This is a genomic window from Enterobacter cloacae complex sp. IR53030, from assembly GCF_049238365.1.
GTDB classification, from domain to species: domain Bacteria; phylum Pseudomonadota; class Gammaproteobacteria; order Enterobacterales; family Enterobacteriaceae; genus Enterobacter; species Enterobacter kobei.
On record NZ_JBMKHA010000010.1, the window covers coordinates 24294 to 36462 of the forward strand.

Consider the following 12169-nt stretch of genomic DNA (forward strand, 5'->3'; position numbering starts at 1 on the left):
AGGCTGCAATCCCCCTCTCCCCTGCGGGGAGAGGGTTCGGGTGAGGGGCGTTAAAGCGCCAGCAGACGCTCAACGGACGGCGCGAAGTAATAGCCGCCGGTTACCGGCTTGGTGAAGCGCAGCATCGCGTCGCGCTTGCCGTCAGTGTCGCCGAACATGCTCATCAACTGCTGCTCGATGTTATACAGGCGTGCGCAGTACGCGCAGAAGTAAAGACCATGGGTGCCGCTTGCGGTGCCATACGGCAGGCTCTGGCGGACAATCTTCAGCCCTTTGCCCTCTTCTTTGAGGTCAACGCGGGTCAGGTGAGAGGTCACCGGACGGTCATCGCCGTCGATCTCTTCGTTCGCCTCTTTGGTGCGACCAATCATCATCTCCTGGTCATGCACGCTCATGCGGTTAAGCTGCTTGAGGTTATGCTCCCAGCGCTGCACGAACACGTAACTGCCGCCCGCATCCACGCCATCTTTGATGACCGCCACGTCACGACGCGTCTCTTCACCCGCCGGGTTTTCCGTGCCGTCGACGAAGCCGCTCAGATCGCGCTCTTCTACCCAACGGAAACCGTGAACTTCTTCCTGCACCTCAATGCTGTCGCCGAACGCTGCCACCGCGGCCTGGGCAACGGAGAAGTTAACATCGTGACGCAGAGAGAGAATATGAATGAGCAGATCGTACTGGGTGGCCGGAGCCAGACCTTTACCGTAAGGAATAAAGTCTTTCAGCTCTTCCGCCCCTTCGCCGCCGCTCAGCTGACGCCAGACGTTATTGCCAAAAGCAACAACGGCGCCGAGATGGGCATCCGGGAATTTGGCCTGGAAAGTCGCCAGTTTATCAACAAACGCTTTACTGGCCGCACGCAGGGCATCCACGTCCCCTTTGACATTGGCTTCGATCCAAATCGCCGCGCGGCAATGTTCTGGCAAAATGCCACTCTGAACCTGAGACATCGCTCCTCCTGAAATAAAGATGCCACGTCAGCGTGGCATTGATGGCGGGTATTATACCCGGATTTCAGCGAGGCGGTTTGTTCAGGCGCAAATTACTGCTTCCAGACTATTTTGCTCACTTTCCAGCTTTTCAGCGTGTCGTCAGACGGCATTAATCCCTCCGGACCGCTCCAGGTACCGGTGAAGACATAGCTGATGTGCTGGCTGCCTTCCGCCTTACATTCCACCGCGACGCCCTCGTCGGAAGGCGCGCTGGTGCAGTTGCCAAAGGCTTGTTTATACAGATCGCTAAACGGCGTACCCACTTTCACACCGCTGGCGGTCGGGATTTCGTCGTCGAGCACCGCAATGCGGTTCACCGTGCCTTTATCGCCATTAATCACCAGCGCCAGTTTGTCCCCTTTTAGCGCTTCAAAGTACCGCACAATGTTGCCATTCTCGGTTTTCATGCCGCTACGCAGGCGGTAGTCACTGCTCAGGGCGTCCTGAATGGCATCCTGATCGAGCGCGGTTGATGCGGTAATTTTTCCTACGCCCTGCTCGGTCACTTCCGTGGACGCGCCAAACCAGTTCCACGGATAGGCTGCGGACCAGTTAATGGAGGAGAGCGTTGAACAGCCGGTTAATGCCAGCGGGAGAGCGCATAAAAGTAAACGCAGCGATTTCATTGAAACGTCCTTACGTGTTAAATCAACGCTTGTTGGAGTACGACTTCGGTAAAAAGTGCCGTTCTAATCTGACTCTTGCGTAAAACAGGCGCGTAACCGGGGATTTGTGAGCAGCCACAGCAACGCCACAATATCCGCGATCACCAGCGCAATGCCGATACCCGAAAGGGGTTCACCGAACCACCAGAGCACGGGTTGCCAGAACAGTAGCGCTATCTGGGCAAGGATCAGCAGCCAGCGAAGCGCGCGCCACACACGCGGGATCGCATGCCGTCGGCCGCTGCATAAAAATGCCACCACCGCCGGTACGCCCGGCAGTAAGCCAAGCCAGAAGGCATCGTGATCGGGATAGAAGAGATTCAGCAGCGTGTCGCCCTGCCCGCGCGACGCGCCAGCCATCACAAACAGCACCCAGGTTCGCGCCTGCAGCAGCAGAACGCACCAGAATAAAAAAGGCAGCCTGAGGCGGCCCTGCGCGTCATAGTCTCCCGGGTGGATCTCAGTACTCTTCATCTTCGATCAGGCGCTTACCTAAATTCAGCACGTCAGAGTGCTCATAGCCCAGACGTTCATACATGCCCAGCACCACATCGTTATCTTCCCGCACCATGATCTGAATTTTCGGGCAGCCGCGAGCAATCAGCTTCTTCTCTAGCCGGTTCAGTAACGCATTCGCGATGCCACGCCCACGGTATTCCGGATGGACCCCAAGATAATAAGCCGAGCCGCGATGGCCGTCATAGCCGCCCATGACGGTGCCGACAACCTCGCCATTCACTTCCGCGACCAGAAACAGACTGACGTCGTGATTCACCTTCCGTTCGATGTCCATCTCCGGATCGTTCCACGGACGCAGCAAATCGCAGCGCTCCCAAAGGGTGATCACCTCTTCGAAATCTTCCTGGCGAAAAACGCGTATCTCCATGGTATTAACCGCCTTTTCGGGTTCAAAAACAGTGATTATGGCGCGTACGGGACGTTTAGCCAATAACCGGGGAAAATCTCGCCAAAATTTGGCATAATGTCACTTTGTCACGTATTGAAATGAAAAGTAAAACAATTCTCAATAAGGACTGTCGTAACGGGAAACACGATACGATATAACACCAGGACCCCTTTTTTTAGTATTCAGGCCGCATGAGCACATTCAAACCATTAAAAGCACTCACATCGCGTCGTCAGGTTCTCAAAGCGGGGCTGGCGGCCTTAACGTTAACCGGTATTGCAAAGCAGGCTCAGGCGAAAGACGAGAGCACGCTCAAAACCAGTAACGGACACAGTAAACCCAAAACCAAAAAGCCAGGCGCAAAGCGTCTGGTGATGCTGGACCCGGGCCACGGCGGGATTGATACCGGCGCCATTGGCAAAAACGGGTCAAAAGAAAAACACGTCGTGCTGGCGATTGCAAAAAACGTGCGCGCAATTTTACGCAGCAACGGCATTGACGCCCGTCTGACGCGCTCTGGCGACACCTTTATCCCGCTGTATGACCGCGTGGAGATCGCCCATCAACACGGCGCGGATCTGTTTATGTCGATTCACGCTGACGGCTTTACCAACCCGTCAGCCGCGGGCGCGTCGGTGTTTGCCCTGTCCAACCGTGGGGCCAGTAGCGCCATGGCAAAATACCTCTCCGACCGTGAGAACCGGGCGGATGAAGTGGCCGGGAAGAAGGCCACGGACAAAGATCATCTGTTACAGCAGGTGCTGTTCGACCTCGTGCAGACGGACACCATCAAAAATAGCCTGACGCTCGGCTCGCATATCCTCAAACGGATTAAGCCGGTGCACCGCTTGCACAGTAAAAGCACCGAGCAGGCGGCGTTTGTGGTGCTGAAGTCACCTTCAATTCCGTCCGTACTTGTTGAAACATCTTTTATTACCAACCCGGAAGAAGAGCGGCTGCTCGGCACCACGGCGTTTCGCCAGAAGATTGCTAACGCCATCGCCTCCGGCATTATCAGTTACTTCAACTGGTTCGATAACCAAAAAGCGCACGCCAGGAAACGTTAATGAAACCCAATGCTCAACTGGTCAAAACGTTCCTGCTGCAACTGCAGGATGAGATTTGCCAGAAACTGGCCGCCGCAGACGGCGGTGAATTTCAGGAGGATAACTGGCAGCGTGAGGCAGGCGGCGGTGGCCGCAGCCGCGTATTGCGAAATGGCGGCATCTTTGAACAGGCGGGGGTGAATTTTTCCCACGTTCATGGTGACGCTATGCCCGCCTCTGCGACAGCGCATCGTCCTGAGCTGGCGGGCCGAAGTTTTGAAGCGATGGGCGTTTCGCTGGTGGTGCATCCGCATAATCCGTTTGTGCCGACCAGTCACGCTAACGTACGCTTTTTCATTGCCGAAAAACCGGGGGCCGATCCGGTCTGGTGGTTCGGCGGCGGTTTCGACTTAACGCCCTACTACGGTTTCGAAGAGGACGCCGTGCATTGGCACGCCACCGCGCGCGACCTTTGTCTGCCGTTTGGCGAAGACGTCTACCCGAAATTTAAAAAGTGGTGCGATGACTACTTTTACCTGAAGCACCGCGACGAGCAGCGCGGCATCGGTGGACTGTTCTTTGACGATCTCAACACGCCCGATTTTGATACCGCGTTCAGCTTTATGCGCGCGGTGGGCGAAGGCTTTACTGAGGCCTATTTGCCCATTGTCGAACGTCGTAAAGATATCGACTATGGCGTGCGCGAGCGCGAATTCCAGCTTTATCGCCGCGGGCGCTACGTGGAGTTTAACCTGGTGTGGGATCGCGGGACGCTCTTCGGCCTGCAGACCGGCGGGCGCACGGAGTCGATTTTAATGTCGATGCCGCCGCTGGTACGCTGGGAATACTGTTACGACCCAAAAGAAGGCAGCCCGGAGGCTGCCTTGAGTGAGTTTCTGAAAGTACGCGACTGGGTGTAATTGCCGGATGGCGCTACGCTTATCCGGCCTGGTTAACCCGTAGGTCGGGTAAGCGAACGCGCCACCCGACGCACCGCCGCTACAGAGGCTGCGTCTGCGCCTCAACCACCGCCAGCGCCACCATGTTCACGATGCGTCGCACAGAAGCAATCGGCGTTAATACATGCACCGGTTTCGCCACGCCCATCAGTACCGGCCCTACGGTCACCCCTTCAGAGCTGGATACGCGCAGCAGGTTGTAGCTAATACGCGCCGCTTCCACGTTCGGCATAATCAGGATGTTTGCCGAGCCTTTCAGCGGGCTGTCCGGCATACGCTCGTTGCGGATGCTTTCCACCAGCGCGGCATCGCCGTGCATTTCTCCGTCAATCATCAGCTCCGGCGCACGCTCGCGCACCCGCTCCAGCGTCTGACGCATTTTGCACGCCGCCGCTGATTTAGACGAACCAAAGTTAGAGTGCGATAGCAGCGCCACTTTCGGCTCAATACCAAAGCGACGCACGGTTTCTGCCGCCATCACGGTGATCTCCGCCAGCTCGTCCGGGGTTGGATCGTCGTTAACGTAGGTATCGGCGATAAACGTGTTCCCGCTTGGCAGCAGCAGCGCGTTCATCGCTCCGGCGGCGTGAACCCCTTCGCGGTAGCCGAAGATCTCCTGCACCACGCTGAAATGCTCGTGGTAATCGCCGATGGTACCGCAGATCAGCGCATCCGCTTCGCCGCGATGGACCATAATCGCGCCGATCACCGTGGTATTGCTGATCACCGCCCGCTGCGCCTGCTCCTGGGTGATCCCACGACGCTTCATGATCGCGTAGTATTCGTTCCAGTACTCTTTAAAGCGCGGATCGGATTCGTTATTGACGATCTCAAAGTCCACACCCGGCTTAATCTGCAGCCCCAGTTTCTGAATGCGCATTTCGATCACGCTCGGACGACCAATCAGGATCGGCTTCGCCAGCCCGAGGCTCACCAGCTCCTGGGTGGCATGCAGCACGCGCGCCTCTTCCCCTTCCGCCAGCACCACGCGTTTTGCGTCCGCGCGGGCCTGAGAGAAAATTGGCTTCATAAACAGGTTGGTTTTGTAGACGAACTCGGTGAGTTTATCGACGTAAGCGTCGAAGTCCTGGATCGGACGCGTTGCCACGCCGGAGTCCATTGCCGCTTTGGCCACCGCTGGCGCGATCTTCACGATCAGTCGCGGGTCAAACGGTTTAGGGATGATGTAGTCAGGCCCGAAGCTCAGATCCTGATCGCCATAAGCAGAAGCCACCACTTCGCTCTGCTCGGCATGCGCCAGTTCCGCGATGGCGTGAACCGCTGCCAGCTTCATCTCTTCGTTGATCGCCGTTGCGCCAACGTCCAGCGCGCCACGGAAGATGAACGGGAAGCAGAGCACGTTGTTCACCTGGTTCGGGTAGTCCGAACGACCGGTACAGATAATGGCGTCTTCACGCACCGCTTTCGCCAGCGGCGGCAGAATTTCCGGTTCAGGGTTCGCCAGGGCCAGGATCATTGGCGCACGCGCCATCTTCTTCACCATCTCCTGGGTCAGCACTTTCGGGCCCGAGCAGCCAAGGAAGATGTCCGCACCGTCAATCACGTCCTCAAGCGTGCGTTTGCCGTCATCGTCCACCGCATACGCCGCTTTGGTTTCCGCCATGTTTGGCTCACGGCCTTTGTAGATCACGCCTTTGGAATCGCAAACCACGATGTTGTGTTTCTGCATCCCCAGCGCCACCAGCAGGTTCATACAGGCGATGGCCGCCGCGCCCGCGCCGGAGACCACCATACGCACGTCGGAAAGATTTTTCTCGACTACGCGCAGGCCGTTCAGAATGGCGGCGGTGCTGATAATGGCCGTACCGTGCTGGTCGTCATGGAACACGGGGATGTTCATACGCTCGCGCAGCTTCTGCTCGATATAGAAACATTCCGGCGCTTTGATGTCTTCCAGGTTGATACCGCCGAAGGTTGGCTCCAGCGCGGCGACGACGTTAATGAATTTATCCGGGTCCAGCTCGTCCACTTCGATATCGAACACGTCGATACCGGCGAATTTCTTGAACAGAACGCCCTTCCCTTCCATCACCGGCTTACCCGCCAGCGCACCAATGTTGCCAAGGCCGAGTACTGCCGTACCGTTAGAGATCACCGCGACCAGGTTACCGCGCGCGGTGTACTTATAGGCCGCCAGCGGATCTTTTTCGATTTCCAGACACGGTGCCGCCACGCCCGGTGAGTAGGCAAGCGCCAGATCGCGCTGAGTCGCCAGCGGCTTGGTTGGGGAAACCTGGATTTTGCCCGGAACGGGGAACTCGTGAAAATCGAGGGCACTCTGTTTCAACTGCTCATCCATCTTATTTTTCCTTTCACGTATCGGTCAAAAGGGTGACGTTTGCGATCCTGATGCACACCCTGGTGTGCCGCCTAGTATCGCCTCAGGACAGCGCATAAACTTTGAAGGCTGCCAAACTCTCACCATCACACATTAAAAATTGTTATCAATTTATAACAGCCATGTTACCCGTCTCAAAAGCAATGCCTCCCCCGTCTGCTATGCTTTTTTGTTAAGTCCATCATGATTTTCTCAGAAGTGTGAACTAACGCACTCATCTAACTCTTTTATTTCCAAGGAGTAATGATTTATGAACCAGCTAGACGGCATCAAACAATTCACCACCGTGGTTGCGGACAGCGGCGATATCGAGTCGATTCGCCACTATCAGCCGGAGGACGCGACCACCAACCCTTCCCTGCTTCTGAAAGCGGCAGGGCTTGCCCATTTTAGCCATCTGATTGATGACGCGATTGCTTACGGCAAGAAGCGCGGCAAAACGCAGGAGCAACAGGTTGCCGAAGCCAGCGACAAACTGGCGGTTAATTTTGGTGCAGAAATTCTGAAAAGCATTCCAGGACGCGTCTCGACCGAAGTGGACGCCCGCCTCTCGTTCGATAAAGAAAAGAGTATTACGAAAGCGCGTCGTCTGGTTGAACTCTACCAGGAGCAGGGAATTGATACGTCACGCATTCTGATCAAGCTCGCGTCGACGTGGGAAGGTATCCGCGCGGCAGAGGTGCTCGAAAAAGAGGGGATCCACTGCAACCTGACGCTGCTGTTCTCGTTTGCACAGGCACGCGCCTGTGCTGAAGCGGGCGTGTTCCTCGTCTCGCCGTTTGTCGGGCGCATCTACGACTGGTATCAGGCGAAACAGCCCATGGACCCGTACGTAGTCGAGGAAGATCCGGGCGTGAAGTCAGTGCGAAATATCTACGACTACTACAAACAGCACCGCTATGAAACCATCGTGATGGGGGCCAGCTTCCGCCGTACCGAGCAGATCCTCGCCCTGGCAGGCTGCGACCGCCTGACCATCTCCCCTAACCTGCTTAAAGAATTGCAGGACAAAGAAGAGACGGTGATCCGCAAACTGGTGCCAACCTCCACCGTCCTGCCGAAACCGAAGGCCATGACCGAAGCCGAGTTCCGCTGGGAGCACAATCAGGACGCGATGGCCGTGGATAAACTGGCGGAAGGCATCCGCCTGTTCGCCGTCGACCAGCGCAAACTTGAAGACCTACTCGCCGCCAAACTTTAACCTTGCCATGGAGTGAACTATGTCCCGTAAAGAGCTCGCCAATGCCATCCGCGCCCTCAGCATGGATGCCGTGCAGAAAGCCAATTCCGGCCACCCTGGCGCCCCCATGGGCATGGCTGATATTGCCGAAGTGTTGTGGAACGACTTCCTGAAGCACAACCCCAACGATCCTGCCTGGTACGATCGTGACCGCTTTATTCTGTCTAACGGCCACGCCTCGATGCTGCTCTACAGCCTGCTGCACCTGTCCGGCTATGATCTGCCGCTTGAGGAGCTGAAGAATTTCCGCCAGCTGCATTCGAAAACCCCGGGTCACCCGGAAATCGGCTATACGCCGGGTGTCGAAACCACCACCGGACCGCTGGGTCAGGGGCTGGCCAACGCCGTCGGACTCGCGATTGCCGAACGCACGCTGGCGGCACAGTTTAACCAGCCGGACCACGAGATTGTCGATCACTACACGTATGTGTTTATGGGTGACGGTTGCCTGATGGAGGGGATTTCGCATGAAGTCTGCTCGCTGGCGGGCACGCTGGGGCTCGGCAAGCTGATCGGCTTTTACGACCACAACGGCATCTCCATTGACGGGGAAACCGAGGGCTGGTTCACCGACGACACGGCGAAACGCTTCGAAGCCTATCACTGGCACGTCGTGCATGAGATCGACGGCCACGATCCCGAAGCGGTGAAAAAAGCGATTCAGGAAGCGCAGAGCGTGAAGGACAAACCGTCCCTGATTATCTGCCGTACGGTCATCGGCTTTGGCTCACCAAACAAAGCAGGTAAAGAAGAAGCGCACGGCGCGGCGCTCGGCGAAGAAGAGGTGGCACTGACCCGACAGAAACTGGGCTGGAAATACCCGCCGTTTGAGATCCCGAAAGAGATCTACAAGGCATGGGATGCGCGCGAAACGGGTGAAAAAGCCCAGCATGCCTGGAACGAAAAATTTGCCGCCTACAAAAAAGCATACCCGGAACTGGCGGCTGAGTTTTCCCGACGCATGAGCGGTGGATTGCCGGAAGACTGGGACGATAAAACCCAGGCACTGATTGAAAACCTGCAGTCTAACCCGGCGAAAATCGCCACCCGTAAGGCGTCGCAAAACACCCTGAATGCCATCGGCCCTATCCTGCCCGAACTGCTCGGCGGCTCGGCGGATCTGGCGCCGAGTAACCTGACCATCTGGTCGGGCTCGAAATCGCTGAAAGAGGACATCGCCGGAAACTATATCCACTACGGCGTGCGCGAGTTCGGGATGACCGCCATTGCCAACGGTATCGCCCATCACGGCGGCTTCGTGCCCTACACCGCCACCTTCCTGATGTTCGTTGAGTACGCCCGTAACGCAGCGCGCATGGCGGCGCTGATGAAGGCCCGGCAGATCATGGTCTACACCCACGACTCTATCGGGCTGGGTGAAGATGGCCCGACGCACCAGGCGGTGGAACAGCTGGCGAGCCTGCGCTTAACGCCAAACTTCAGCACATGGCGTCCGTGCGATCAGGTCGAAGCGGCAGTGGGCTGGAAGCTGGCGGTTGAGCGCCATAACGGCCCGACGGCGCTGATCCTGTCGCGTCAAAACCTGGCGCAGATTGAGCGCACCCCGGAGCAGGTGAAAAATATCGCCCGCGGCGGGTACATCCTGAAGGACAGCGGCGGCAAACCGGACGTGATCCTGATTGCCACGGGTTCTGAGGTGGAAATCACGGTGAAAGCGGCGGAGAAACTGACTGCCGAAGGTCACGCGGTGCGCGTCGTTTCCCTGCCTTCAACGGATATCTTTGATGCCCAGGACGAGGCATACCGTGAATCGGTGCTCCCCTCCAGCGTCGCGGCGCGCGTGGCGGTGGAAGCGGGAATTGCCGACTACTGGTATAAGTATGTGGGGCTGAAAGGAGCGATTGTCGGTATGCGGGGCTACGGTGAGTCCGCCCCTGCCGACAAGCTGTTCCCGTACTTCGGCTTTACCGTTGAGAACGTGGTGGAGAAGGCGTTGAGCGTGCTTTAGTGCGGTCTTCGTTGCCGGGTGGCGGCTACGCCTTACCCGGCCTACAACACCATCAAATCGTAAGCCGGACTACCGCGTGATCCACAGCGTGGGCCAGGCGTCCGGCCCGTTCCAGTTATCGCAGCTTGGCTCTTCCGCATACCGCACCAGGCGGAAGCGCTGGCCGTCGAAACGCCAGCGCGTCTGGATCCCACAATCACCGATCCCACGCCCCAGTGCGAGCGTCGTCAGCTCGCGTGTTTTTTCATCGAAGCTGGCGTTCATCAGTTCCATATCGCTACTCTGACTGGACGGGGTAAACGGCAGACGCAGCCTGACGCTGCGCGAGGTGAACGGTTTTTTACGCGATACCAGCCACGCCAGATCGACCGTATTGTAAGCCCCCGCCTCGCAGCTGACGATCAGCAGCGCTTTATCATCCGTTAATGCGGTGACGCGCACTTCGCGGCGGTTAGGATCCAGCGAGCACTGGCTGTTGTTCATCCGCCAGGTGCCGTAATCCAGCAGATCGTTCAGTTCAGCGTGGGAGAGTGGCGTTGGCGTGGGGTTCACCACGGCCACCTTTTTTAATGCCGGAGCTGGAGGCACGCTCAGCGGCGGGCTATCCCCTTTTTTAATCCATGCTGTTTCGCTGCCCACGCGCTTTTGCTGAGCGTCGATAAACAGCAGCGCCGCTTTCAGTCCGACCAGAGAGATCGTCTGCTTCCCTCCGCGCAGGGTCAGCCTCTGTCCTTCCTGAATCGTTTTCAGAAACGTGGTGAGGGTACCCGTATCGTCAGTCTTGAGATGCCAGGGCGTTAACTGCCAGTGCTGGGCATTGAGTTTTAAGGGAACGTCGTCGAGCAGCAGTCGGGGGGCGATGTCAGGCTCTTTTACCGGAGGAGCCGAAAGCCCGCCGAGATCGATACGCAGGCTGGCGTCCGTTTTTGCCCCAGCGCTACGGCTCAGCGTCATCACCAGCCCGCGGTGTTCACCGGTATTTCGGGCAACGCAAAAATTCTGGTTATTGCAGGTGACCTGCCAGTCAGAGAAAGACTGCTGCGCAGGTGCAGCCCACACCAGAGGTGCGGGTAGCACGCAAAAAAAGAAGAGAAGCAAAACGCAGTAGCGCATGAATGGCACAGCCCCGGAAACGAAAAGGTCAATCTGGGGCGTATCTTCGTGCCCTGGACGGGCGGGCTCAATCGGATTTATCGGATAGATTTATCTGAAATATAACTTATCACCGGACCTGCGCGGCGTTCATCACGCCGCTGGTTTGCAGATACTGCAGCAGGATCACCGCTTTACCGTCGCGTATCTCGCCGCTTTTCACCATTTCCAGCGCCTGAGCGAAGGGCATTTCAAGCACTTCAATATCTTCATCCTCGACCCCGCCGCCGCGGTGAGTACGCTGAGCGTCGGTGTATTCCGCAACGAAGAAGTGGACCAGCTCGGTCACCCCGCCTGGAGACATGAAAAGCTCAAAGACTTTTTGTACCGCACCCACCTCAAAACCCGTTTCTTCTATGGCTTCTTTGCGAATACAGACTTCCGGCTCATCGTCATCAAGCAGACCGGCGCAGGTTTCAATCAGGCGCCCGTCCGCGTTGCCATTGACCCATGTCGCCACCCGAAACTGACGAATCAATACCACGCTTTGCTTTTCGCGGTTATACAGCAGAATGGTAGCGCCATTGCCCCGGTCGTAGACTTCGCGTTTATGGCGAATAACGTCCCCGTTCTTACGGGTTAAATCGTAAGTGATGTTACGCAGGACAAAGTAATTTTCAGAAAGGATTTTGTCTTTGATAACGGTAATGTTCAGGGACATACGGGCTCCACGGCAAAATGAGTCTGTTTATACTACGCCGTGACGCTCGCTTTGTCGCCCGTGGGTTCAGACGGCGCGTTTCTCGCTGGATGATGTTTCCGGTTGCGCCAGGCGCAATAACCTTACTGTACGTATGAATAAAGTGTTTACTCATCACTGCGTTATCAGGCAATGTACACCTGCCCGAAACGTCTGATTATTTCTCCCAGAGAGCCGTTC

11 protein-coding genes are annotated in these 12169 nt (G+C 56.9%); 4 read left to right on the forward strand and 7 right to left on the reverse strand.

Going from position 1 to position 12169, the window contains the following annotated elements; translation table 11 throughout:
• Positions 1-50 precede the first annotated feature (50 nt).
• From ACOTXR_RS12080 to ACOTXR_RS12095, 4 genes are all read right to left on the reverse strand, one after another.
• Positions 51-950 carry a Dyp-type peroxidase gene (locus tag ACOTXR_RS12080; protein ID WP_023331044.1) on the reverse strand — a complete coding sequence of 300 codons (900 nt, stop codon included), beginning with the start codon at positions 948-950 and terminating at the stop codon, positions 51-53.
• 92 nt (positions 951-1042) lie between these two features.
• Positions 1043-1618, reverse strand: coding sequence for an RpoE-regulated lipoprotein (locus ACOTXR_RS12085; protein ID WP_014884748.1), 576 nt, complete (start codon positions 1616-1618; stop codon positions 1043-1045).
• 63 nt (positions 1619-1681) lie between these two features.
• Positions 1682-2131 carry a DUF2919 domain-containing protein gene (locus ACOTXR_RS12090; RefSeq protein ID WP_032635908.1) on the reverse strand — a complete coding sequence of 150 codons (450 nt, stop codon included), beginning with the start codon at positions 2129-2131 and terminating at the stop codon, positions 1682-1684.
• Complete coding sequence (locus ACOTXR_RS12095) at positions 2118-2543, reverse strand: GNAT family acetyltransferase (protein WP_014884750.1); 426 nt, start codon at positions 2541-2543, stop codon at positions 2118-2120. The genes ACOTXR_RS12090 and ACOTXR_RS12095 overlap by 14 nt, the downstream gene beginning before the upstream one ends.
• Positions 2544-2755: 212 nt before the next feature.
• Between ACOTXR_RS12095 and amiA the strand changes: the two genes are divergently transcribed.
• Positions 2756-3631 (forward strand): N-acetylmuramoyl-L-alanine amidase AmiA, encoded by an 876-nt coding sequence (gene amiA, locus ACOTXR_RS12100; protein ID WP_014884751.1) that lies wholly within the window; start codon positions 2756-2758, stop codon positions 3629-3631.
• Positions 3631-4530: an oxygen-dependent coproporphyrinogen oxidase gene (gene hemF, locus ACOTXR_RS12105; protein ID WP_058690520.1), complete on the forward strand. Its 900-nt coding sequence runs from the start codon at positions 3631-3633 to the stop codon at positions 4528-4530. Before amiA ends, hemF begins: the two co-directional genes overlap by 1 nt.
• Before the next feature lie 79 nt (positions 4531-4609).
• Here hemF and maeB read toward each other — a convergent pair whose 3' ends face one another.
• On the reverse strand, positions 4610-6889 hold the full coding sequence (maeB, locus tag ACOTXR_RS12110; RefSeq protein WP_023331046.1) for an NADP-dependent oxaloacetate-decarboxylating malate dehydrogenase: 2280 nt from the start codon (positions 6887-6889) through the stop codon (positions 4610-4612).
• A 289-nt stretch (positions 6890-7178) separates the two neighbouring features.
• Here maeB and tal point away from each other — a divergent pair, with 289 nt between their 5' ends.
• Together tal and tkt are read left to right on the forward strand one after the other, a co-directional pair.
• A complete protein-coding gene (tal, locus tag ACOTXR_RS12115) occupies positions 7179-8129 on the forward strand; it encodes a transaldolase (RefSeq protein ID WP_014884754.1) in 951 nt (316 codons plus the stop codon).
• Between the two features lie 19 nt (positions 8130-8148).
• Positions 8149-10137 (forward strand): transketolase, encoded by a 1989-nt coding sequence (tkt, locus tag ACOTXR_RS12120; RefSeq protein ID WP_014884755.1) that lies wholly within the window; start codon positions 8149-8151, stop codon positions 10135-10137.
• A gap of 69 nt (positions 10138-10206) precedes the next feature.
• Here tkt and ACOTXR_RS12125 read toward each other — a convergent pair whose 3' ends face one another.
• Together ACOTXR_RS12125 and nudK are read right to left on the reverse strand one after the other, a co-directional pair.
• On the reverse strand, positions 10207-11250 hold the full coding sequence (locus ACOTXR_RS12125) for a DUF1176 domain-containing protein (RefSeq protein ID WP_045268318.1): 1044 nt from the start codon (positions 11248-11250) through the stop codon (positions 10207-10209).
• A gap of 109 nt (positions 11251-11359) precedes the next feature.
• Positions 11360-11950 carry a GDP-mannose pyrophosphatase NudK gene (gene nudK, locus ACOTXR_RS12130; protein ID WP_014884757.1) on the reverse strand — a complete coding sequence of 197 codons (591 nt, stop codon included), beginning with the start codon at positions 11948-11950 and terminating at the stop codon, positions 11360-11362.
• Positions 11951-12169 lie beyond the last annotated feature (219 nt).